The following is a 23490-nucleotide window of genomic DNA, read 5'->3' as shown; positions in this document are numbered from 1 at the left end:
GGAAGCGCGCCGACCACCCCGTGGGCGCCGCGCAGGGCGCGTCGATGGCCCTGGAGGACGCCCTCGCGCTCGCCCGGTCACTGGGCGCGGAGCCCTCCGTTCCGGCCGCCCTCGCGGCGTACGATGCCGCCCGCTCTGACCGGCTCGCCAGGATGGTCAGGTCGGCGGCGGGCAACCGCGACTCCAAGACGGCGGGTCCGCTCGGCCGGTGAGTGCGCGACCTGATGATGCCGGTCGGCATCCGCCTTTTCTACGAGAAGGCCACGGCCTGGCCCTACGCGTACGACTGCGGCGAACTCCCGGTCGCGCGGACGGACTTCGGCCCCGAGACCCGGAAACCGGGTGCGGGCCGCCCTCGCGGCGGGGGATCGGGGACATGACGAGCGCACTCGCCCCGCCGGACGCCGACCGGCTGGGAGCGGTGGCGGACGCGCTGCGGGACCGGCCGGAGGAACTCGACGGGCCCGGCCCGGTGCGGCTCACCACCGCCGCCGGGGTCACGGCCGGGCGATCACCCGGAGCGCGGCGGCCGCGCTCCGGCAGCCGGGCCCGCCGAGCGCGCTGGTCCGCATCCCGGCCTCCATCGCCGGGGGCCTTCGCGCACCTGTCGGCGGGCTTCGAGCGGTGCCCCGAGGTCCTCGACCGGCACCGGGGCGCCTGACACGGCCTCCGCTCGCTGATCATGGACGGCGCGGTCCGGGGCACACGGCAGGTGATGACGTCCGCGACCTGCCCGAGGAGACACCGTGCCGATACGCAGAACGAGCAGCGCCACGCCCCGCCCCCGCGCCACGGCCCCACTGCGGAGCCCTCTGCTCACCCTCGCCCTGGCCGGTGCCCTGATCGGCGCCGCGGCCCTGCTCTTCGTCCGCTTCGGGCACTGGGCCGGAGCCCATCCCGTCACCGCCGTGCTGCTGGCGCTGCTCGCCCTGCCGGTGCTCTACGTCCTGTTCCGGGCCATGCCCCGCGCCCGTGAGCTGCGCCGGGCGGCCCGCTCCGGCATGACCCCGCCCGCCGGCGAAGAGGCCGTCCCCGAAGCGTCCCCCGCCGCCCAGGCCCTGCCGGCCCCCACCGACGCGCACGACGGGCTCACCGCCGTACTCCCGCCGCCCGCCCCCGACTTCACCGCCCTCGACCCCGACGGCTTCGAGGCGGCCGTGGCCGCGCTGTGCGAGCGGGACGGCTGCCGGCAGGTCGAGGTGGTCGGCGGGGCCGGCGACCTGGGCGCCGACGTCCTCGCGACCGCTCCCGACGGCCGCCGCGTCGTCGTGCAGTGCAAGCAGTACGGCCCCGAGCACAAAGTGGGCTCCCAGGACCTCCAGCGCTTCGGCGGCACCTGCTGGACGGTCCACGGCGCGCAGCTCGCCGCCGTGGTGACGACCAGCGAATTCACCGCGCCGGCACTGGAGTACGCGGAGGCGTGCGGGATCCGGTGCGTGGACGGCGCCTCGCTCACGGCCTGGGCGGAGGGCTCGGGCGCGGCCCCCTGGGGCCCGGCGATGCTGGACACGGCCTGAGACGCCCCGCCGCAACCCGGACGCCGGGCGGCTGAACCCCTGTTGAGCGGTCGAGGGAGGCTACGGCAACACGGTCGGTGCTTCCGGTCCGGTCTCGTCGTCCCTCTCGTCCCCCTCGGCCGCCTCCCGTTCGCCCACGCTGATCAGCCCCGTCTCGTACGCGACGACGACCGCCTGAACCCGGTCCCGCAGACCCCAGCTCGGCGAGGATGCGGGCGCATCCCCGATTCCGTCCTCGCGGTCCGCTCCTCGGCCGGGGTGCTCCCGCTCGTCCTCGGCGGCCTCGTGATCGCCACCTGGGCATCCTGCTGCCCGCGGGCTGGGCCGCCAGGACCCGTACGGCGGTGGCTTCGCGGACCGAATGGACGCGGGACGGGCGCGTGCGGGAGGCTCCGGAGGTGATCGAGCGAGAAGAGGCGGTGCGCCTCGTCGAGGAGCAGTTGGAGCGCGAACACCGCGAGTGGCTGGCCAAGGGCGTGGAGCAGCCGGCCCTCGCCGTGGCCGACGTCGAGGAACACGAGCTGGTGTGGATCGTCTCCTGGCAGTCCGTGGAGTACCTGCGGACCGGGGCCTTCAGGGACATGCTGCTGGGCATCGGACCGTATCTGGTCGACCGCGTCGACGGGAGCCTGCACCGCATCGGCGCCGTCTCGGCGATGTCCGGAGCGTGGATGGACGACTACCGCGGCCGGATCCGGGGACTGCCCGTCCGGACCGCGGTGGACGACCTCCACGACACCGTACGGGCGGCCGCCGCCGAGCACGGGCGGCTGCAGGCGGTGCGGTTGCTGCGCCGGAAGCTGCCGGGCATGTCGCCCTCGGCGGCCGCCGATTACGCGCGCACCCTGCTGGACGGCGAGCCGTCCGCGCACTTCGTGGCCGCCGCGACGGCGGAGCTGGTGGAGCCCATCCACCCGGTCGAAATGGTGGAGACGGTCCGGCCGGGCCGCGCACCCTAGGGGCTGTCCAGGCGCCGGATGACCGGGGTCGCCGTCGCGCCGTGCAGGAGCACGGAGACCAGGACCGTGAACGCCGTCACCACCCACAGCTCGTCCGCGTACCGCGTGAAGGGACCTTCTCCGAGCGCGTACGCCAGGTAGAAGAGCGAACCGATGCCCCGGATGCCGAACAGGGCTGTGACCGCCCGCTCGCGCCGCCCGGCCGGGAAGCCCAACTGGGCGGCGGCGCCGGCCGCCGGGCGGATCACCAGGACGAGGGCGAGGGCGAGGAGCGCCCCCTGCCACGGGAGGTCCCTCAGTCCGTCGGCGACCAGGTAGCCGCCCAGCAGGAACAGGAGCACGGCGGTCAGCAGCCGCTCGATCTGTTCGCTGAAACCGTGCAGCACCTGGTGGTAGCCGTGGCTGCGCTCGGCGCCCCGGATGGTGCACGCCGCGACGAACACCGCGAGGAATCCGTATCCGTGGAGCAACTCGGTCAGCCCGTACGCGGTGAACGTGGCCCCGAGCGCGGTGAAACCCTCCATCTGCCGCGAGAGGCGGAAGTGCCCCGAGCGGAAGAACAGCCGGCCGAGCAGTCGCCCCACGGCCACCCCCGCGACCAGTCCGACCGCCACCCGCACCAGCACATCGGCCAGCAGCCAGTGGCCGACCCACCCCGCCGACCAGCCGTCGCCCGCGGTCGCCGCCAGTGCCACGGCGGCCAGCACGAACGGCATCGCGAGCCCGTCGTTGAGACCGGCCTCGGAGGTGAGCGTGAACCGCACCTCCTCCTCGTCCTCCTCGTCGTCCCCGCTCGTCGGCTCCCCGACCCGCACCTCCGCCGCCAGCACCGGATCGGTGGGCGCCAGCGCACCGGCCAGCAGCAGGGCCACCGCCGGGGGCCAGTCCATGAGCCACACGCCGAGCAGAGCCACACCGGCGACGGTGAGCGGCAGGGCAAGCCCCAGGAAGCGCCACGCCCCCGCCCAGGTGCGCCATCCGAAAGGCCGGTCGATCGCGAGCCCGGCCCCCATCAGCGAGACGATCACGCAGATTTCCGTCACATGCTCGACCCACACCCGGCCCCGTACGGGGTCCACGACGGGCACGCCGAGCGGCAGCAGGGCGATCGCCGCACCCGCCACGAGGAACACCATGGGCATCGAGAAGGGACGCCGACGGACGAGCGGGGGAAGGACGGCGGCCATCAGGATGCCGATCCCCGCAGCCGCGTATATGCCGTGCACCAAGGTCATCCTGTACCGCGTCCTCCATCGGGTCGGCCGCGGCCGACCACGCCGGTCTCGTATGCGGCGGGAGGAATCCCGGGTACCCGGCGGCCCGGCTCCCATACCCACGGGTGCAGGGGCGCGGGCGCACCTGGATCCGGAGGCGGAGACACGTCGGCCGCCGCGCGGCCCGGATCTCCCGGGCGCCGGCGGCCGCTGCCACCCGCCGCGCGGCCCTCAGACGGGGACGGCCCCCGAGTGGGCGGCCCGGTCGGCCTCCGTGGCCGGGGCGCCGCGGCTCAGCAGGGCGTCGGCGGTGCTCAGGGCCTCGCGCACGTCACTGACGCCCGTCATGACGCACAGGGTGTACGCGGTGTCCTCCCGTTGCCGGATGGTCTCCGGGGTGGAACGGCGCTCGTCCTCGATCACCGCGTCGGCATAACGGGACAGCGCGGCACGCAGATCCGCGGGCGTGGGAAGCAGCACAGCCAACTCCTCCTACTGAACTGGCCCTCCCGAGCCGATGGGGCGGCCGGGGCAGGGGCGTCGCTCACGACGATCATCGGATTCCCCGTCATACGCAGACCATTCCAACCGTTTTCGGCCGAAGAAGAATTCCCGCGTCACCGGTGACAACGCCGCTATGGGGCACACGTGCCCCATGACCGGGGTGGCCGCCCTGCGGATGTGGACAGCCAACCCCGCACGGCAGGCCCCCCGGTCATCCGTCCTTCCCCGCCGGTACCGTCGCGCCCGACGACCCGGTGAGTGCCGCGCTCCGGCCCTCGTACGGGAAGCCGAAACGTGCCAGGCAGTGCCACACCTTCTTGACCGCCTGAGGATCGAAACGCCCCGTGAGCGCCGCGTCCCCGACGATACGGGGGTCGAGGACGCCGTCCACGGCGATGGCCGCGCCCAGGTCCACGTACTCCTGCCCCCGGTAGCCGGGATGCCGGCGCAGCTCGTCCGCCGTGAGCCGGAACCCGGGGTGCCACTCCACCGGACAGTCCAGGCGCCCGGCTGCCGCCTCCACGTCGGTGCCCCGGTAGCAGGGGTCCAGGACCAGGGCCTCCACATGGCGGTCCGGGCGGACCGGCCCGTGGACCTGCGCTTCGATGTAGTCGTCGAGCACGTCCTGCTCATCGGCCAGCGCGAGGGTGATCAGGCCCATGCTCGCGGCGACCCCGAAGTCCGTGGGTTCGAGGAAACTGTCCGGATAGCAGAAGGTCGTACGCTCCAACACCCCGGCGCCCAGCCGGAAGTGCGCGGAGCCGAACCTCGGCGCCCCGCCGGCCGCGTACCGGCGGAAGTTCAACGCCCCGTAGACGGGCCGCTCCCCGGCCGGTGCGCCGTCGTACGCGCCACCGAAGATCCTGCTCTCCCAGCGCCACCGGTCACCGCCCGGATGGGCCGTCAGGCCGCCGTTGCTCGTGCCGGTCACGAACTGCGAGGAGTAGACACCGGTCGCGGCCATCGCCTCCAGTATCGGCCTGCCATCCAGCAGCCGGTCCGGGTGGAAGTTGAGGGTCACGCGTACGTCCGGGGCCACCGCGGGCCCCGAGGACAGCGACGCGACATGGGCGAGGGCACGCCGCTGGGGCGTGGGGAGGGAAGGTGAGCTCATCGGCACAGTGTTCCCGCAAGCGGCCGACGGGCGCACGGAGATATACACCGCTGAGCGGGCGGCGGGGGGCCGGGCCGCTATGGTTTCTCCGCCGTGCAACACGACCGACCGGGGGCCTTCGTGAGTCTGACCGCACAGATACTGCCGCTCGCGGGCGTCGCCCTGGGCGCCGTCACCTCGTTCCTGGTGACCAGCGCCAACGAGCGTACGAGATGGCGCAGGCAGCAATCCGTCCGGTGGGACGAGCACCGCCTGACGGCCTACGCCGAGTACGCCCACGCGGTCAAGGAGTTGGCGGCGCGCTACCAGATGCTCGCGGCCGGCCGGGGACTCACGACCGGTCCCGTTCCTGTGGAGGCGACACCCGAAGTAATCGCTGAGGTGAGCCAGTTGGAGGCGCGTCGCTCCGCACTGTCGGAAACCCTCGGTCTGCTCGGCGACACGGAGGCCAACACCGCGTCCAAGTCCGTGGACCAGTGCCTGTGGCGGTTGGAAGGGCTGGCCAGGGGCGTCGACCCGTCGGCCGAACAGGACTGGGGCCAGGCGTATCTGCAGTTCCGGCAGGCGCGGGACCGTTACGTCGAGCACGCACGGGCCAGCCTCGGCGTGCCGGGGGCCGTCTCCCGCGCCGTGCCCCGGCCGGACGACCGGCGTCCCGCCTCCGGGCCGCCGGCGACGCCGTGATGCCGCGGACCGGGCCGGCCCTCAGCCCGGTTCGAGGCCGGGCCGGTCCACCGGGGCAGGGCTACGAGTCCACCGTGCCCGCGCACGTGGGCGATGGGGTCGCTCACCTTCATGCGGGTGGTGGCGTTGCGACCGTGCCCGCGCACGTGGGCGATGGGGGCCTCGACCCCGGGGCGACAAGCCCGCCCGACCCGCCGTGCGCTACCTTCCCGGGATATGGACGACGACGCCCAGGCGCCCTTCATCGACCCGGAGTCGGACTACCCGTGTTGCTGGTTCTGCCCCGCACTGCGGTTTCCGCGCGCCGGCTTCCTCGTCGCGGACCGGCCCAGCAGGGACTGGCCGTTCGACGCGGCGGACGGGTTCCGGTACACCGTCGACACCCGGACCCCGGTCTGCGTCCACCCCGGCCGCGTCGGCCTGGAACCGGAGCGCACCGCCCGGACCTACGGGGACCCGCCGCTGCCGGACCTTGAGCCGGGCGGCCCCGGGACGCCGGGACGGCTGCGCCGGTGGTGGCCGCGACGGCCCGGTCGGCCGGGCATGCCGGCGCATCGGTAGCCTGGGGCGCCATGACGCGTGCCTGGCTGCTTCCGGTCCTGTTCCTCGCCTCCGGTGCGGCCCTCGCGGTCGTGCCGCTCGTCCGGGGGAGCACCCGCGAGGCGGTCGTTCTCCTGTCGGCCTTCGCGCTGGTCGCGGTCCTGAACTCGCCCCTGGCCTTCCCCCGGTCGATCAGTGCGGCGGAGGCCCGCCGCCGCAGCGCGGTCGACGGCCGCCCGATCGTGTTCTGGCGGCCGGGCTGCGCTTACTGCCTGCGGCTGCGATTCCGGTTGCGCCGACGCGCCCGCAGGCTGCACTGGGTCGACATCTGGCGTGACCCGGAGGCCGCCGCCGAGGTGCGGGCGGCCAACGACGGCAACGAGACCGTTCCGACGGTCGTCGTGGCGGGCAGGCCCCACACCAACCCGGACCCGGCCTGGGTACGCGAACAGCTCGCCCCCACCGCGCGCCGCGGCTGACGGGCCGCAGGCCCGTACCGTACGGCCACGCCGCGGAGACCGGCCCGGCCGGGGCGGTCAAGGCCCTCGCCGTCATGCCCCCGGCGCGTCCCGGCCGGCCGCGTCCTCGACGCGCAGTCCCAGCCGCTCCGCCACCGTCCCCAGGGCCGGCCCGAGCGGGAGCCCGATGCGGGTGACGGCCTGGCCGTCACCCCGGGTCGGCTCCCGGTTGACGATGAGCACCGGCTTTCCGGCCTGGGCCGCCTGCCGGACGAACCGGAGCCCGGACATCACCGTCAGCGAGGACCCGAGAACCAGGAGCGAGGTCGCCGCGCGCACCAGCTCGCGGCAGTGCTCGACCCGCGCCGGGGGCACGCTCTCGCCGAAGAACACCACGTCCGGCTTGAGGACGCCGCCGCAGATCTCGCACGGCACCACCCGGAAGTCCCCGACCTGCTCGTCGGTGAGATCGGCGTCGCCGTCCGGATTCACCCCGGCCGCCACCGGCTGGAACCCGGGATTGGCCTCCTCCAGCCGCCGGGCGACCTCGGCCCGCGCGACGAAGGTGCCGCAGGTCAGGCAGACGACCCGGTCCAGGCCCCCGTGGAGTTCCACGACGCCCTCGCTGCCGGCGGCCTGGTGCAGACCGTCGACGTTCTGGGTGATTACCCCGGCGAGCGCACCGCCGCGCCCGAACGCGGCCACCGCCCGGTGACCGGCGTTCGGGCGGGCGCGCCGGAACGTCTTCCAGCCGAGGTGGCTGCGCGCCCAGTACCGGCGCCGGGCCCGGGCACCGGAGGTGAAGTCCTGGTACGTCATCGGGGTGTGCCGGCTGAGGCTTCCGCCCTCGCCCCGGTAGTCGGGGATGCCGGAGTCCGTCGAGATGCCGGCCCCGCTCAGCACCAGCACCCCGCCGGTGCCGAGCGCGTCGACGACGGGCTCCAGATCAGTGGTGGCCGGGGGCAGCCCTTCGGTGGGAGTCCAGCTCAGAGTGGGGCGCATACGCATGCCTCCAGAGTACGGAACGGGCCTCCCACCGCTCGCCGTCACGACAACAGCTCCACGTACCCGTCGGTGCCGTGCAGGCGGATGCGCTGCCCGTCCCGGATCAGCCGGGTCGCCCGGTCCACGCCCACCACGGCCGGCAGGCCGTACTCCCGGGCGATCACCGCGCCATGCGTCATCAGGCCGCCCACCTCCGTCACCAGCCCCGCGATCCCGACGAACAACGGCGACCAGCTGGGGTCCGTGAAGGTGGTGACCAGGATGTCGCCCTCCTCCAGATCGGCCTCGGACACATCGAGGACGACGCGGGCCCTTCCCTCGACGGTCCCGGCGGAAACCGGCAGGCCGTTCAGCGCCCCGTCCGGCGCGTCGTCGCGCCGGTACGCCCCGTTCACCGCCTCACCGTCCGACGTGAGCACCCGGGGCGGGGTGAGCGCGCGGTACGCCCGGAACGCCTCCCTGCGCCGCCGGATCAGCCCCTCGTCCACCTCGTTCGTGCGCACCGCCTCACGGAACTCCTCGAAGGTGAGGTGGAAGACGTCCTCCCGGTCGGCGAGCGCCCCGGCGTCCACCAGGCGGTCGGCCTCCCGCATGAGGGCCTGCTTGTAGACGAAGTAGCGGCGGACGATGCCGTACTTCGGGTACTCCCGGTACCCGATGAACGTCCGGACCCGGTCGATCATTCGTTTGGTCTCGTCGGCCTTCCGGTCCCCGTCCGGTAGGGCCCGCAGGCGGGTGAGCACGTCCCGCTCCTTCGCCAGGGCCTTTTGCCGCCCTTCCTCGAAGCGCTGCGCGGCGGCCCCGGGTCCGAAGAGCCGCACGTTGTCGAGGATCACCGGCACGAGCGTGGTGGGGCGTTCGCTCCAGCGCGGCCGCGTGATGTCGATCTCGCCGACGCACCGCATGCCGTACCGGGCGAGGTACGCCTCGATGGCGTCGCGCGCCTCCGCGCCGCCCGCGACCTTCGCCAGGCCGTCCAGGAACCCTTCGTCGTCCCCGACGTCCCGCAGGTACGCCACCGCTTCCGGATGCGGGCGGATCGCGTCCGCGACGTCGAGCAGTGCGAGGCCCATCTCCGAGGTCACGTTGCCGGGGGCGGACAGGGTGAGCGTGTCGGCCGCGTTCTTCTCGCCCAGCCACTCCCACAGCATGTCGTTGAGCCACCAGGTGGCCTCCATGCCGGCCATGATCGCCTGCATGCTCACGGGGTCGCCGAGCACGCGTTTGTGCTCGTCGAAGGCGGCTGCCAGGAAGTCGAACAGCGCCGGCCCGGACCGCGTCCGGATATCGCGCTCCAGCGCGGCGACGGATGCCTCGCTGCGCGCGATCAGCCCGCGGACGACGGCCGGATCGGTCTTGACCGGGGCGGGTCCACCGGTGACCGGCGGCGCGGCGGGCGCCGGGTCCGGCTCGGGGAGCGAGGGCACGAAGCCGGGACGGTCGAGGACGGTCTCCAGGGCGTCCCTGACCAGCGGGTCGCCCTTGCCCATCAGGTCCAGGAGGCCGGCCCGGACCGAGGGCGAGGCCAGGCGCCGGGTGACGTCGACGAACAGCCTCCCGCCGGCCTCCAGCATCGGAGCCATGGCCGTGAGCCGCCACATCGACAGCCCCAGGGCCTTCATCGCGTCGGTCATCATCTGCTGATGCCCGACGGAGACGTAGACGTGGTTCTCGTCGTCCTTTGCCTCGGGGACGGGGAACAGCGTCGTGATCGGCCTGCTCTGGACGATCCGGAACCCGTCGTCGACGAGGCACCACTCGATGTCCTGCGGGCGGCCGAAGCGCTCCTCGATCCGCCGCCCGATCCGCACGAGCCGCAGGACCTGCTCGTCCGTCAGCGCGGGCCGCTCCTGCCGCCGCGCGTCGACCGGCACTGTCCGCGTGCCACCGCCTTCCAGCGCCTCGATCGCTCGCTGCTTGGCGGCGATCGCCCTGCCGACGACCTCGCCGTCGCGCACCGTGAAGACATCCGGGTTCACCAGACCGGACACCAGGGCCTCGCCGAGCCCGAAACCGGCGTCCACCGTGGCGTTCTTCCGGTCGCCCGTCACGGGATCGGCCGTGAAGAGGATGCCCGACGCCTGCGGGAAGACCATCCGCTGCACGACCACGGCCATGTGGACCGCACGGTCGTCGATGCCGCCGCGCCGGCGGTACGTCACGGCCCGCTCGGTGAACAACGAGGCCCAGCACCGGCTGATGTGGCGGAGAACCGCGTCCGGACCCACGACGTTCAGATACGAGTCCTGCTGGCCGGCGAAGGAGGCCGTCGGCAGATCCTCCGCCGTCGCGCTGGACCGCACGGCGTACGCCGCCTCCCCGCCGTGCCGCGCCAGCGCCCCGGCGACCGCCGCCACCAGCTCGTCCGGCAGGGGCAGGCCCTCGATGATCCGGCGGATCCCGGCGCTCAGGGCGCGAACCGCCTCCCGGTCGTCAGGATCCACCCGCGCCAGCCGGCCGAGGCTCTCCTCGACCGCCGGCGCCGCGGTCACGACGCGCCGGAAGGCGTCCGTCGTGACGCAGAAGCCGTCCGGCACCCGGACGCCCCCGATCCGTGACAGCGCGCCCAGGTGCGCGCCCTTGCCCCCGACGACCGCGAGCTGCGACTCGTCGGCCTCGTCCAGATCCCACACGTACCGCTCACGCACGCAGCGTCCTCATTTCCGCAGGTCGGGGTGGTCAGGCCGATGATTGTGCGGCACCCCCCGGCCCTTGCCGCAAGCCCCCCGGTGGGCTATAGGTTGGGTACGGCGGGGAGAGAGTTCTCCCCGCTTCTGCTTTTGTACGCCGCGCCGGGCGGGCCGTACGCGAGCGGCACGCGTACCCGGTCACCCCGTCGGCTACGAAACCGGCCCGGCCCTCCGCAGGAGCACCGGCCGCAGTCGGCTGTATCCGCGTACCGACACCGGACGCAGCGGCCTCAGCGCGTACGCCGCCGTCCCCGCCAGCTCGCCGGCGAGCGCGGTGTTCACCAGCACGGACGCGGGGCGGGCCACCGCCGTGAGCCGGGCCGCGAGGTTGACCGCCGCGCCGTAGACGTCACCGAAGCGGCCGATGACAGGGCCGTGGGCCAGCCCGGTGCGCACCTGCGGCAGTCTCGGGTCCGCAGTGGCACGGTCCGTCAGCTCCAGACCGATCTCGGCGGCCCCGGCCGCGGACTCGCAGACGAAGAGCACCTCGTCCCCGATGGTCTTCACCACCTGCCCCCGGCCCTCGGCCACCACATCGCCGGTCATGGTCTCGAACCGGTCGAGCACGCACACCAGTTCGGCGCCGTCCAGGCCCCGGGTCATCCGGGTGTAGCCCACCATGTCGGTGAACCCGACCGCCCTGTCCCGGACATGCGTACCGTCGCCGGCCGCACCCGGCGCCGCACCGTCCTCCCGGCCCTCGGCCCGCGCCTGTCCGGCGTACGCCACCAGGTGCCGGCGCCAGACGTGGCGCTGGACACGTTCGATCTCCGGCAGCAGCGCCGCCATGTGGTCCAGCAGGGCGTCCCGGCCGGGCGAAGGGCCCTCGTCGCGGCCCGTCCAGTCCCGCAGGGTGTGCACCTGCCAGTCCGCGAGCCGGGAGAGGTGGTGGCCGAGGGCGCGGGCCATCATCGTCTCCCCGTGCTCGGTGACGAGCCCGGCCGCGATGAGGCGTTCCCCCGCGCGCAGGGCCTCCACGTCGGCCTCGGTGAACACCCTGGCGTCGTCGTCGACCGCCGGGAACCCGAGTGCGCGCCACACCCGTACGGCGCGCTCGAACTCCACCCCGGCCCGCTCGGCGACCTCGCGCCTCGTCCAGATCCGGTCCCCGCCCAGCAGCGCCTCCTCGACGGACCCGGGCCCCGCGCCGTCCGGCCCGGCGCTCACGTGGTGTGCACGATCAGCACGTCGAGGCCGGCCTTCCTGGCGACGTCGGCGGGCACGGAGCCGAGGAGACGTCCCGCCAGCGAACGCAGCCCGCGGTTCCCGACCACCAGGAGGTCGGCCGAGCACTTCCGGGCGGTCCGTACGAGTACGGGAACCGGCTCACCCTCCACGGCGACCGAACGCACCTCGGCCGCCCCCTGCAGACGGGCCCGGTCCTTGGCGGTCCGCAAGGTCTCCTCGGCCGGCGCCGAGCCCACCACCTGGTACGCCTCCGGGCCCAACTGATCCTTCGCGAGCGCGAGTTCGGGGCCCCGCAGGGGTGCGTAAGCGCAGGTGATCACGAGCTCGGCCCCGCACACCGCGGCGAGCCGCGCGGCGGCCTCGACCGCCGCGAACGACGATTCCGACCCGTCCGTGCCGACCAGCAGAGTCCGATAGGCGGTCAAGGCAAACTCCTTACTCCGAAGTAAGCTTACTAGAGGGTAAGGTAAGGGTCCGCGCGAACCCGGGCAAGAGCGGGGCGGGCCCGCCCCGGAGTGATTTCCGGAGCGGGCCCGCCCGTGTGCGAGAACCCGGCGACTCAGCTCGTGAGGTCGGGGCGCTGGGTCACCCTGATCGAGTTGACCAACGTCTTGCCGGTGACCGCCTTGAACCCGAGGTTCAACTGGCCGTCCGTCACCTTGACCGTGAACTTCTTGAACAGAGCGGTGCGGGCGGCGCCCGACTCCAGGCGCACGTCCACGTTCGGCACCTTCTCCACCCCTTCGCCGAGCACGTCGAACACGCGCGCGCCCGGCTTCGTCCCGGCCACCTCGGCGAAGCCCAGCTCCACCTGGTAGACCCCGGAGGGGACGTTGTCGAACCGGTACTCGGTGATACCTTCGCGGCCCGAACGCAGCAGCTGCTGCGCCTGGGAGCTGCCGGCACCCGCGATGTCCTTACCGGTGTAGATCAGCGCGCTGTTGTCGCCCGTGAAGCCGAACTCGCCCGTGGCGTACGAGCGGTCGGAGCCCCACGTGTCGCCGAGCGCGTCCACCGAGGCGACGTCCGCACCGGTGTCGACCCCCTGCTGATAGGCCGGGACCACCAGCTTCAGCGGGAGCGAGAGCGTCGGGGCGCGGGCGCTCTGCGAGGTGAGCACCAGCGTGCCGTTGTACACGGTCCCCGGCTTCGCCGCCGACGTGTCGAACGTCAGCGTCACCCCCCGCTGCGCGCCGGCCGCGAGGGTGCCGGAGGCGGAGGAGATCTTCAGCCAGGAGGCCCCGGACTTCTCCGCGACGGTGTACTGGGCGGACGAGCCGTCGTTGGTGAGCGTCAGCGTGCGCTCGCGCTGCTGACCGACGGGGACGGTGAGCTGCCAGCCCTCCTTGTTGTCCGCCCGCACCGCACCGGTGGTCAGCGCCGACTCGGTGCGCAGCGCGGACAGGCTCCCCAGTTCGGCGGTACGGCTCGCGGTCGCGTAGTTCGGTGCCGTGACCGTGACCTTGTGATCAGCGGTGGACCCCACCGGAACCTGCGTCAGGTAGGCGCCGTCGGCCCGGGTGGTGGCGGTCCCGACGGTGGCGCCGTCACGGGTGACCGTGACGGCGGCGCCGACGACCGGCTTGCCGTCGTTCGCGTCGGTCACCGTGCCGGAGACCACCGCGTGGCCCTCCGGCCGGAACCGGATCGCCATGCCGTCGCGTACCGACAGCTCGTTGTACGAGTACTGCAGCGCGTCGGTGCCGTCGTGGTTCTCGGCGCCGATGGTCGCGTCGGTGGCCTGCTCGAGTCCCTTCTCGCTGGGCTCGATGCCCTTGTAGTGGAAGGTGTACGTGCCGTCCTCACTCAGCACGGCGGCGAAGCCGATGCGCTTCGAGGTGTCCCGGGCGATCATCATGTCCCGCCACTCGACGACGTACTCCCGGTGCGGGGCGGTGCCGCGGACCGCCGTGTAGATGCCCGAGGAGGCGTCCATGGCGAGATAGTCCCAGAACGGCGAGAGCGCACCGTTGGCAGGCGCCTTGGTCGGCAACGGGCCGTTGTCGAACATCGAGAGGTAGCCGAAGATCAGCTGACCGTCACGGGTGATCCAGCCCTTGTCGTAGGTGTGCCCGTACAGGGCCACCGGGAAGGGCGGGGTGACGGCCGAATAGGACTTCTCCGACGGCCCGATGGCGAGCTTGCTCTCACCGGTCGGGAACTCCTCGGCCACCTGCCGGCAGGTGGTACCGAAGGCGTCGCCGCGCGAGGCGAGCGCGATGTCCTTGGTGGTCGAGCCCGTGGACACGTCGGCGACGATGCCGATGGCGGCCGCACAGTGGTTGAGCGGTGTCAGCCGGATCCGGTAATTGCCCACGGGCAGCGTCAGCTTGTAGGTGCCGTCGGCCGCGGTCCTGGCCCGCACCGGGGTGCCCTGCACCTTGAACGCGACATCCGCCTCGGTGCCGGAGTCGCTGCGCACGGTGCCGGTCAGGGTGCCGGTGGGGGCGTCGGCGAGCGCCGCGTCGTGCACGCCGGACACACCGTCCGCGACGGTGAACGGGGCCGACTCGGTGACGTAGCCGAACTTGGTCACGGTCACCGTGTAGTCGCCCGACACCAGCCGAGGGAAGGCGTAGGTGCCGTCCTTCTTCGTGGTCAGCATCGCCCGGGTTGGACCGGTCAGCGAGACCTCGGCGTCGGCGACCGGGTCACCGGCGGCCGTCACCGTGCCGGTGAGGGCACCGACGTGATCGCGCGGCGCCGCCTCGACGGCCTTGTACGCGTCGAGCCGGCCCTCGCCGTAGACGTTGTTGAAGGCCGCGGTGCCGCCGCAGGTGGTGTCGTCGACATCGATCGCGGACTTGTTCAGCACCGCCTCGGTCGCGGTGACGTCACCGCGCAGTGCCGGGGCGGCCGACCAGAGGAGGGCGACCGTGGCGGCGGTGTGCGGCGAGGCCATCGACGTACCCGACTTGGCGGCGTAGCCCCCGCCGGGCGCGGCCGAGCGGATGTTCACACCGGGGGCGGAGATGTTCGGCTTCATCGTGCCGTCGACGCCGGGGCCGCGGGACGAGAAGGACGCGATCTTGTTGTTGCTGTCGAAGGCGCCCGAGGCGTACGAGTTGGGGTAGGCGCCGGGTGTACCAGCCGTGTCGCAGGCCGGTCCGTTGTTGCCGTTCGACATGGCCGGGAAGATGCCTGCGTCCCGCCAGGACTGGACCATCGCCTGGTACCAGGTGTCCAGACTGAAGGCGCCCCAGGAGTTGTTGATGACGTCGGGTGCGAGGTCGGGCCGCGGGTTCTCCCCGTCGGCGTCGGTCGGCGCGAGCATCCACTGCCCGGCGGCGAGCAGCGCATCCCGGGGGCAGTCCTGGGTGGTGCACGCCTTCGCGGCGATCCAGCGGGCGCCGGGCGCCACACCGATCGCGTTGCTCGTACCGTCCTCGCCGACCATGGTGCCCACCGTGTGGGTGCCGTGGCCCTGGTCGTCGCACGGCGCGACCTTGCCGCAGGTGCGGGTCGCGTCGAACCAGTCGTACGAGTGGTCGTACGTGCCGTCGGCCTTCAGACCCCGGTACGCCGCGGCGAGAGCCGGGTGCTGGTAGTCGACGCCGGTGTCGATGCTGGCGATGACCACACCGTCGCCGCGCACCCCGTACTCGTTCCAGACCTTGGGGGCGTTGATGCGGTCGATGTTCCACTCGATGCCGTTGGTCCCGGCCTCGTCGGTGCCCACCGTCGTCGGCGGAAGCGGCACCGGGTCGTCGGCCTGGATCGACGCCACGTCGGAGCGGGCCGCGATCTTCGCGGCCAGGTCCTCGCTGCCGGTCACCTTGACGGTGTTGCTGATCCAGTACGACTCGTACGAGGCGCCGGCCTGCTTCAGCAGCGACTGGAGGCCCCGCTGGGAGCTCTTGGCGTGCGCGGTCTTCGCCTTCAGGACCGCGCGGCCCCGGCCCGCCTTGGTGGCCGCCTTGCCCGCGGCCGAGGTGTCGGCCTGCGAGTCGAGCTGCACCCAGAACGAGACCTTGTCGCGCTGCGCGAAGTCCTTGATCAGGGCACCGTCCGCCTTGCTCAGCAAGGCGGCCGGCGCGTGCGGCTCCGGGTCGGCGGCGACGGCCGGGAGCGCGCCCAGGAAGGGTGCTCCCAGCGCTGTGGCCAGTGCGGTGGCGAGCAGCCCCCGCCACCGGGATCTGTGTCGGTTCACGTCTGAACTCCTCATGTGGTCAGCTGCTCAGGTCGGGTCGCTGGGTGACGCGGACGGCGTTGACCAGGGTCTTCTCCGCGCCGGTGGCGACCAGCCGGAGATTCAGCTGACCGTCGGTGACCCTGACCGTGAAGGACTTGGCCAGGGCCCGGTAACTGCCGCCGGTCGTGCCGGCGATGTCGAGGTCGGGCAGCTGCACGGTGCCTTCCGCCAGTACGTCGGTGAGGCGCTTTCCGGCGGCCACCTTGCCCAGCTCCGCGAAGTCGAGCTCGATCTGGTAGACGCCGTTCGGGACGTTGTCGAAGCGGTACTCGACGGCGCCTTCACGAGCGGTGCGGTAGAGCTTGTCGTCGGTGGTGTCCTCGATGGCGTTGGTGGTGCTCATCTTCGTGGACTGGCCGATGAACCCGTACGAGCCCGCCGTGTACTTGAGGTCCGGCGACCAGACCTCCCCGGCGGTGTCGGTGTACACCTTGGCCGCGCCGCTGTCGATCGCCGTCCGGTAGCCGGGCACGGAAACGGTCAGCGGGATCTTGATCTCGGGGGAGCGGCCGCTGTCGGACGCGATGACGAGGGTGCCCTTGAGGACGGTGCCGGGCGCCACGCCGTGCGTGTCGAAGGTCAGGACGACTTCCTGTTCACCGCCCGTGGTGAGCCGGCCCTCGGCGGGAGCGGCTCCGAACCAGTCGGCGCCACCCGCCTCGGTGACCGTGTACGCGGTGTCCGCACCGGAGTTGGCGAGGGTCAGGGTGCGCTGCCGGCTCTCGTCGGCGGGGACGACGACGGTCGTCGCGGTGGCCGGGGTGACGGAGACCTTGCCGGTGGCCAGGGCCGTCGAGAGCTGCTCCGCGGAGCCGGTCGCCAGCGAGATGGTGCGCCGGTACGCCGTGTAGTGCGGGGCGTCGACCGTGACCTCGTAGTCGGCCTTGTCCTTGGCCGCCGGCGCCTGCACCAGGTAGGTGCCGTTCGGCAGGGTCGTCCCGGTGGCGACGGTCTTGCCGTCACGGGCGACGGTGACGGTGGCGCCGGCGAGCGCCTTGCCGTCGTTGGTGTCGGTGACCGCTCCGGACAGGGCGGCGCTGCGGGTGGGCAGGAACTCCACGGCCAGGCCGTCCCGCACGGACTCCTCGTTGTACGAGTACATCAGGGCGTCGGTGCCGTCCGCGGACTCGGCGCCGATCGTGGCCCCCGCACCGTGGCTGTAGCCGGTGCCGGTGATGCCCGCGTAGTGGAACGAGTACGTGCCGTCCTCGCTGATCACCGCGGAGAAGTCGAGCCGCTGGGTGCGGTCGGCGCTGGGCACCATGTTCCGCCACTCGACGACCACTTCGCGGTGCGGGGCGGTGCCCCGGGTCGACCAGAACATGTCGCCGTCGGCGTTGGCCAGCTGGAGGTTGTCCCAGAACGGGAAGAGCGAGCCGTTGGGAAGGCCCGAGAAGGGCAGGGTCCGGTTGGCGTTGACGCCGACGGACTGCTCGAAGCTGAGGTAGCCCTCGATGTTCGCGCTGGCCTTCGTGTACGTCTTGCCGTACAGCGCCACCGGGAACGGGAAGTTGATCGCGGCCGAACCGTCGTAGTCGCTGCTGGTGCTCAGCCGGGTCGTACCGGTCGGGAACGCGGTGTCCTGGGTGGTGCGGCAGACGGTGCCGAACCGGTCGCTGCGGTTGGGCAGCACGATGTCCTTGTGTATCCCCTCCGGGGACACCTGCATGCTGAACGTCCCGGCCGTCGCGCACTGGGCGACGGGGGTGATCGTCAGCTGGTAGGCACCGGCGGGCAGTTCCAGCCGGTAGCTGCCGTCGGTCCCCGTCTTCGTGGTGGTGCTCGCGGGGGCGCCCGCCACCTCGATCTTCGCGCCGGACTCGGGGCCGGACAGCGTGCTCACGGTCCCGGAGAGCGTGCCCGTGGGTGCGAGGGCGAGGTTCAGGTCACGGGTGGCGGTGGTGCCCTCGGTGACCGTGGCGGTGGACTCGGCGGAGACGTAGCCGTACTTGGTGACCTTGACCTCGTAGTCGCCGACCATGAGCTTGGGCAGGCTGTACGTGCCGTCGGCGCGGGTCTCGGCCAGGGCGTTCATCGGCCCGTCGAGTTCCACCGTGGCGCCGGAGAGAGGTGCGTCGGCGGAGGTGACGGTGCCGGTGAGACCACCGAGCGGCCCGCGCGGCACGGATGCGACGGCCTCGTAGGCGTCGAGCCGTCCTTCGCCGTAGACGTTGTTGTTCTCCGGGGTGCCGCCGCACGTGGTGTCGTCCGCGTCGTGGGCGGTGCGGTCGAGGAGACGCTCGGTGGCCGCGACGTCGCCGCGGATCGCCGGGGACGCCGCCCACATCAGCGCCACGGTGGCGGTGGTGTGCGGTGAGGCCATCGACGTACCCGACATGACGGCGAAGCCGCCACCGGGCGCGGCCGAGCGGATGTCGACACCGGGCGCGGAGATGTCCGGCTTGACCGCCCCCTCCTCACCGGCGCCCCGGGAGGAGAAGTACGCGATGTCGCCCTGGTTGTCGTAGGCGCCGGTGGCATAGGCGTTGTTGTACGCACCGGGGGAGCCGGCGGTGACGCAGTCGGGGCCCGCGTTGCCGTTGGAGAAGGCGGGGAAGATCCCGGCGTCGCGCCACGCCTGGACCATGTCCTTGTACCAGGTGTCGATGATGTCGCCACCCCACGAGTTGTTGACGACATCGGGGGCGAGGTCCGGGCGCGGGTCGCTGCCGAAGCGGTCGGTGGGCGCGAGGATCCACTGGCCGGCGGCCATCAGGGCGTCCTGGGAACAGCCGACCGGGGTGCACGCCTTCGCGGCGATCCACTTGGCGCCGGGCGCCACACCGATCGTGTTGCCGTCCCGGTCGTTGCCGACCATGGTGCCCATGGTGTGGGTGCCGTGCCCGTAGTCGTCGCACGGGGCGTCACCCGGGCAACTCGCGGTGGCGTCGAACCAGTTGTAGTCGTGCGCGTAGGTTCCGTCGGTCTTCAGACCGCGGTAGTTGCCCATGAGGGTGGAGTGCTGGTAGTCCACGCCGGTGTCGATGTTGGCGATGACCATGCCGTCACCGCGCACACCCAGCTCGTCCCAGACCTTCGGCGCGTTGATGCTGTCCAGGTTCCACTCGACGCCGTTGACCCGGGGCTGCTGCTCGGCGGGGAACTCGTCGGGCAGCTGGAAGAGCCGGTCGGGCTCGATGGCGGCGACCTCGGGACGGGCCGCGATCTTCTGCGCCAGGGCCTTGTCGCCGGTGACCTTGACGGTGTTGCTGATCCAGTACGACGTGGAGTGCGCACCCGCCTTCTTCACCAGCGCCTCGACGCCGGCCTGGGTGCTCGCCGCGTGCTTCTTCTTGGCGGCGATCAGGGCCTTGTCCCGGCCCGTCCTCGTCTTCTGCTTCTTCGCGCCCGAGGTGTCCGCCTGGGAGTCCAGCCGTACCCAGAAAGTCGCGGTGTCCTTCTTGTCGAGCTGCCGCACGACGTCGGCGTCGGCCTTGCTCCGCAGGTCGCTCGCCGGGGGCGGCGGGGGAGCCGCTGCGGAGGGCCCCGCCGCGAGGAGCGGCGCCCCCAGGGCCATGGTGAGCGCGGCGGCCAGCAGGCCGTGCCGTCGCGCGAGTGTCTGTCTCACGTACGAGCTCTCTTTCCGAAGGGTGTTGAGCAGAGGTGGGTGCGGACCGGACCGGTGGCCGGCCCGCACCATGTCGGAGGGTTCGGGGTCAGCCCAGGTCGGGCCGGTGGGTGACGCGCAGGGCGTTGACGATCGGCTGGTCGGCCGGACTCGCGAACCGCAGGTTGAGCTGTCCGTCGTCGACGCGCACCGTGAACGTCCTGTTCATGGCGTGGTAGGTGCCGCCCGCCTCCAGGGCCACATCGACGTCGGGCAGTTCCTGGACGCCTTCGGCGAGCACGTCGAACACCCGCTTGCCGGGCTGGGTGCTGCTCAGTTCGGCGAAGCCGAGCTCCACCTGGTACACGCCGTCCGGCAGGCCGTCGAAGCGGTACTCGTAGGCGCCCTTGGCGGCGCTGGAGAACAGCTTCTGCTCGTCGGTCCCGACGATGGTCCGGCGGGTCGTGAGGGTGCCGTTGCGGCCGAGGTAGCCGTACGAGCCCTCCGCGTACGCCCGGTCCGGGGCCCACAGGTCGCCGGCCGAGTCGGTCACCGCGGCGGCGGACCCGGCGTCGATCGCGGTGCGGTACGCGGGCACGGCCACGATCACGGGGATGTCGAGGACCGGAGCGCGGCCGCTCTCGGACGCCACCCGCAGGGTGCCGCGCAGGACGGAGCCCGGTGCGGCGGCCGACGCGTCGAAGGTGATCTCCACCTCCTGCGTGGCGCCGGTGGCCAGCCGGCCTGTCGCCGGGGCGGCTGTCAGCCAGCCGGCGCCGTCCTTCTCCCCGACGGTGTAGTCGGTGGCCGCGCCGTCGTTGGCGAGGGTGAGGGTACGGGTGCGGCTCTCACCCGCCGGGACGACCAGCCGCCACCCGTCGTCGGGCGACGCCGTCACCCGGCCGGTGCGCAGGGCGCTGTCGGCGCGCGAGACGTCACCGCCGCCGAGGGCCGCCGAACGCGTCGTGGTCTCGTAGTGGGGTGCGCCGACCCGTACCTCGTACGCACCCTGGTCCTCGGCCGGGACCTGCACCAGGTACTGGCCGTCGGGCCCCGAGGTGCCGGTGCCGACCGTCTCCCCGTCACGGCTCACGGTCACCCGGGCGCCGGAGAGGGCCTTGCCGTCGTTGGCGTCGGTGACGGTGCCGGCGAGGGACGCGGTCTTCGCGGGCCGGAACGCGATGCTTATGCCGTCGCGCAGGGCGATCTCGTTGCAGGAGTACTGGAAGGCGTCGGTGCCGTCGTGGTTCTCGGCGCCGACCGTGGCGCTGGAGCCCCGTTCGGCGGCGCCGGCCTCGATGTCCTTGTAGTGGAAGGTGTAGCCGCCGTCCTCACCCATCACGGCGGCGAAGCTCACACGCTGCGGCTTGTTGTCGCTGAGCAGCATGTTGCGCCACTCCACGACGAACTCGCGGTGCGGGGCGGTGCCCCGGAAGGCGGTGTAGACGCCGGACGACGCGTCCATCAGGAAGTTGTCCCAGAACGGGTAGAGCGCGCCGTTCGGAGCACCGGTGAACGGCAGCTCCTCGTTGATGTTGGTCGTGCTGCTGGGTCCGAACGCGAGGGCCCCCTCGACGGTGACGTTCGCGGAGGTGTACGTGTGGCCGTACAGGGCCACCGGGAACGGCAGGTCCACGAGGGTGCTTCCGGATGCCCCCGTCAGCGGCAGCCTGGTCCCGCCGGTCGGGTACGGGGCGCCGGCGGCGACCTGGCAGGTGGTGCCGTAGCCGTCCGTGCGCACCGGCAGGTCGAGATCCGTGACGGCGGGGTCCGCGGCGACCGTGAGCGGGAAGGCCACCGCCTTGGCGCACTTGTCACCGGGGGTGACGGCCAGCTGGTAGCCCCCGAGGGGGAGTTCCAGCGAGTAGCGGCCGTCGGCGCCCGTGGTCACGGAGACGGGTGTGCCGGAGACCTCCAGCACGGCGCCCGCCTCGGGGCCGCCCTTGACGCGCACGGTGCCGCTCACCGTCCCGGTGGGGGCCGGCTTCAGATCGGCGTTCCGGGTCACGGTCCCGTTCGCGACGACGGTGACCGCGGCCTTGTCGGTGAGGTAGCCGTACTGCGAGACGGACACCGTGTAGTCACCGGCCATCGCCTTGTTCAGCGCGTACGTGCCGTCCTCGGCGGTGCGCACGCTCGCCTGCATGGGCCCGTCCAGCCGCACGGTCGCCCCGGAGAGGGGCTTGCCGTCGGCGGTGACGGTGCCGGTCAGCGCGCCGAGCGGGCCGCGCGGCGTGGCCATCACGGCGGCGTAGGCGTCGAGCTTGCCCTCGCCCCAGACGTTGTTGTTGGCCGCGGTGCCGCCGCAGCTGGGGTCGAAGGTGTCGGCCGCGGTGGTGTCGAGCAGGCGCTCGGTCTCCACGACGTCGCCCCGGATCTCGGGCGAGGCCGACCACATCAGGGCGACGGTGGCGGCGGTGTGCGGCGCGGCCATCGACGTGCCGTTGAGGGACTGGTAGCCGCCGCCCGGCCAGGCGGAGCGGATGTCGACGCCGGGTGCGGCGAGGTCGGGCTTGATGCCGCTGCCCTCGCCCGCGCCCCGCGACGAGAAGTCGGCGATGTCGCCGTTGCTGTCGAAGGCGCCGGTGGAGTAGGCGTTGTCGTAGCCGCCCGGCGCACCGGTCGTCACACAGTTCGGACCGGTGTTGCCGTTGGAGAAGGAGGCGAAGATGCCCGCGTCCCGCCACGCCTGGACCGTGGCCTTGTACCAGAGGTCGAGGGTGCTGGAGCCCCAGGAGTTGTTGACGATGTCCGGTGCCAGGTCCGGTCGCGGGTTGGCGCCGGTCAGGTCGGTCGGAGCGAGGATCCACTGGCCGGCGGCCAGCAGCGCGTCACGCGGGCACCCGTTGTTCTCGCATGCCTTCGCCGCCATCCAGGTCACCCCCGGTGCGACCCCGACGGCGTTGCCGGTGCCGTCGTCGCCGGCCATGGTGCCCATGGTGTGGGTGCCGTGCCCGTCGTTGTCGCACGGGCTGTCACCGGTGCAGTCGTCGGAAGGGTCGAACCAGTTGTAGTTGTGGTCGGCCGTGCCGTCCGCCCGGTGGCCACGGTAGTTTCCGGCCAGGGCGGGGTGGCGGTAGTCGACCCCGGAGTCGATGTTGGCGACGACGACACCCTCGCCGTGCTTGCCGAGACCGTCCCAGACCTTGGGGGCGCCGATGCGGTCGACGTTCCACTCGACGCCCTCGACCGTGTTCACCCGGCCGCCGGCCGTGGAGTGCGGCAGGACGAGCGGTTCGTCCTCCTCGATCGCGGCGACCTCGGACCGGGCGGCGATCTTCCGGGCGAGGTCCCGGTCGCCGGTCACCTTGAGCGTGTTGGCGATCCAGTACGACGTGTAGGGCGCGCCCGCCTTCTTGAGCAGCGAGACGAGACCCGCCTGGCTCCGGCCGGCCTCCGACTTCTTGGCCGCGATGACGGCGCGGCCCCGGTCGGCCTTCCTCGCCTTCCCGCGGGCGGCGGAGGTGTCCGCCTGCTCGCCGAGCTGCACCCAGAAGGTGACCCGGTCCTTGGCGTCGAGCTGCTCGCGCACCGCGCTGTCCGTCTTCTGCGCGTACAGGCTCGGCTCCGGCGGGGCGGCGGCCGAGGCGGGCAGCACTCCTATCAATGGCAGGCTCATGACACCGGAGAGCAGGGCTGCGACGACGGTGCGCCGTCGTGGGGGGACTTGCCTCAACACGCACTCTCCTTCACAAGAAGCCCGCCCAGGGGCCGTGGGACGTTCACGAAGCGGTGACCACACAGCAGTATGGGAGCGGTACACCCCGTCACCAGGGGCGGAGCCCTGGCGAGTTGGTGACATGGCGCCCACTCGCCAACCGACCGTCCGGACGGTTGGCGCGACGCCCCGGAACGCCGAGTGCCCCCGGACGCGGGTC

At 72.6% G+C, this 23490-nt stretch carries 17 protein-coding genes; 7 read left to right on the top strand and 10 right to left on the bottom strand.

Features of this window, described 5'->3' with window-relative positions; genetic code table 11:
• Positions 1–20: 20 nt before the first annotated feature.
• From ABZ564_RS07505 to ABZ564_RS07490, 4 genes are all read left to right on the top strand, one after another.
• A complete protein-coding gene (locus tag ABZ564_RS07505) occupies positions 21–212 on the top strand; it encodes a hypothetical protein (protein ID WP_360851034.1) in 192 nt (63 codons plus the stop codon).
• Between the two features lie 164 nt (positions 213–376).
• The gene (locus ABZ564_RS07500; RefSeq protein ID WP_360851031.1) at positions 377–661 is read left to right on the top strand and encodes a hypothetical protein; all 285 of its coding nucleotides are present in this window, start codon (positions 377–379) and stop codon (positions 659–661) included.
• Between the two features lie 85 nt (positions 662–746).
• Positions 747–1517 (top strand): restriction endonuclease, encoded by a 771-nt coding sequence (locus ABZ564_RS07495; protein ID WP_360851027.1) that lies wholly within the window; start codon positions 747–749, stop codon positions 1515–1517.
• Between the two features lie 398 nt (positions 1518–1915).
• The gene (locus ABZ564_RS07490) at positions 1916–2476 is read left to right on the top strand and encodes a YrhB domain-containing protein (protein WP_360851024.1); all 561 of its coding nucleotides are present in this window, start codon (positions 1916–1918) and stop codon (positions 2474–2476) included.
• On the opposite strand, the gene ABZ564_RS07485 is transcribed toward ABZ564_RS07490, so the two are convergent.
• The 3 genes from ABZ564_RS07485 to ABZ564_RS07475 all read right to left on the bottom strand — a co-directional run bounded on the left by ABZ564_RS07485 (position 2473) and on the right by ABZ564_RS07475 (position 5308).
• Complete coding sequence (locus ABZ564_RS07485; protein ID WP_360851021.1) at positions 2473–3711, bottom strand: cation:proton antiporter; 1239 nt, start codon at positions 3709–3711, stop codon at positions 2473–2475. The two genes, ABZ564_RS07490 and ABZ564_RS07485, sit on opposite strands and share 4 nt — an antisense overlap.
• A gap of 210 nt (positions 3712–3921) precedes the next feature.
• Entirely contained in the window at positions 3922–4170 is a 249-nt protein-coding gene (locus tag ABZ564_RS07480) for a DUF5133 domain-containing protein (RefSeq protein ID WP_360851018.1), read from the bottom strand.
• 235 nt (positions 4171–4405) lie between these two features.
• Positions 4406–5308 carry a DUF3626 domain-containing protein gene (locus ABZ564_RS07475; RefSeq protein ID WP_360851015.1) on the bottom strand — a complete coding sequence of 301 codons (903 nt, stop codon included), beginning with the start codon at positions 5306–5308 and terminating at the stop codon, positions 4406–4408.
• 120 nt (positions 5309–5428) lie between these two features.
• On the opposite strand from ABZ564_RS07475, the gene ABZ564_RS07470 reads away from it, so the two are divergent.
• From ABZ564_RS07470 to ABZ564_RS07460, 3 genes are all read left to right on the top strand, one after another.
• Complete coding sequence (locus tag ABZ564_RS07470) at positions 5429–5992, top strand: hypothetical protein (RefSeq protein WP_360851012.1); 564 nt, start codon at positions 5429–5431, stop codon at positions 5990–5992.
• 216 nt (positions 5993–6208) lie between these two features.
• Positions 6209–6553 carry a hypothetical protein gene (locus ABZ564_RS07465; protein WP_360851009.1) on the top strand — a complete coding sequence of 115 codons (345 nt, stop codon included), beginning with the start codon at positions 6209–6211 and terminating at the stop codon, positions 6551–6553.
• A gap of 11 nt (positions 6554–6564) precedes the next feature.
• Positions 6565–7011 carry a glutaredoxin domain-containing protein gene (locus tag ABZ564_RS07460; RefSeq protein ID WP_360851005.1) on the top strand — a complete coding sequence of 149 codons (447 nt, stop codon included), beginning with the start codon at positions 6565–6567 and terminating at the stop codon, positions 7009–7011.
• A gap of 72 nt (positions 7012–7083) precedes the next feature.
• Here the strand turns inward: ABZ564_RS07460 and ABZ564_RS07455 are convergent, their stop codons facing one another.
• From ABZ564_RS07455 to ABZ564_RS07425, 7 genes are all read right to left on the bottom strand, one after another.
• Positions 7084–7998: an NAD-dependent protein deacetylase gene (locus tag ABZ564_RS07455; RefSeq protein WP_360851002.1), complete on the bottom strand. Its 915-nt coding sequence runs from the start codon at positions 7996–7998 to the stop codon at positions 7084–7086.
• 38 nt (positions 7999–8036) lie between these two features.
• Positions 8037–10643, bottom strand: a complete 2607-nt coding sequence (gene rph / locus ABZ564_RS07450; RefSeq protein ID WP_360850999.1) for a rifamycin-inactivating phosphotransferase — start codon at positions 10641–10643, stop codon at positions 8037–8039.
• A 192-nt stretch (positions 10644–10835) separates the two neighbouring features.
• Positions 10836–11852 carry an adenylate cyclase regulatory domain-containing protein gene (locus ABZ564_RS07445; protein ID WP_360850996.1) on the bottom strand — a complete coding sequence of 339 codons (1017 nt, stop codon included), beginning with the start codon at positions 11850–11852 and terminating at the stop codon, positions 10836–10838.
• A complete protein-coding gene (locus ABZ564_RS07440) occupies positions 11849–12298 on the bottom strand; it encodes a universal stress protein (RefSeq protein ID WP_360850993.1) in 450 nt (149 codons plus the stop codon). Before ABZ564_RS07440 ends, ABZ564_RS07445 begins: the two co-directional genes overlap by 4 nt.
• Before the next feature lie 134 nt (positions 12299–12432).
• A complete protein-coding gene (locus tag ABZ564_RS07435) occupies positions 12433–16023 on the bottom strand; it encodes a S8 family serine peptidase (protein ID WP_360850990.1) in 3591 nt (1196 codons plus the stop codon).
• Between the two features lie 19 nt (positions 16024–16042).
• On the bottom strand, positions 16043–19633 hold the full coding sequence (locus tag ABZ564_RS07430; RefSeq protein ID WP_360850987.1) for a S8 family serine peptidase: 3591 nt from the start codon (positions 19631–19633) through the stop codon (positions 16043–16045).
• A gap of 88 nt (positions 19634–19721) precedes the next feature.
• Positions 19722–23291 (bottom strand): S8 family serine peptidase, encoded by a 3570-nt coding sequence (locus tag ABZ564_RS07425; protein ID WP_360850984.1) that lies wholly within the window; start codon positions 23289–23291, stop codon positions 19722–19724.
• Positions 23292–23490: the final 199 nt, after the last annotated feature.

Origin of the sequence: Streptomyces sp. NPDC019224, from assembly GCF_040632605.1 — a bacterium.
Classification (GTDB): domain Bacteria; phylum Actinomycetota; class Actinomycetes; order Streptomycetales; family Streptomycetaceae; genus Streptomyces.
The sequence above is the reverse complement of the archived record's forward strand: the minus strand, read 5'-3'. Positions and strand labels throughout refer to the sequence as shown.

Coding starts and splice junctions, on each gene's coding strand:
- ABZ564_RS07500 (WP_360851031.1), top strand. CDS start 377: ATGACGAGCGCACTCGCCCCGCCGGACGCCGACCGGCTGGGAGCGGTG.
- ABZ564_RS07485 (WP_360851021.1), bottom strand. CDS start 3,711: ATGACCTTGGTGCACGGCATATACGCGGCTGCGGGGATCGGCATCCTG.
- ABZ564_RS07475 (WP_360851015.1), bottom strand. CDS start 5,308: ATGAGCTCACCTTCCCTCCCCACGCCCCAGCGGCGTGCCCTCGCCCAT.
- ABZ564_RS07465 (WP_360851009.1), top strand. CDS start 6,209: ATGGACGACGACGCCCAGGCGCCCTTCATCGACCCGGAGTCGGACTAC.
- ABZ564_RS07460 (WP_360851005.1), top strand. CDS start 6,565: ATGACGCGTGCCTGGCTGCTTCCGGTCCTGTTCCTCGCCTCCGGTGCG.
- ABZ564_RS07455 (WP_360851002.1), bottom strand. CDS start 7,998: ATGCGTATGCGCCCCACTCTGAGCTGGACTCCCACCGAAGGGCTGCCC.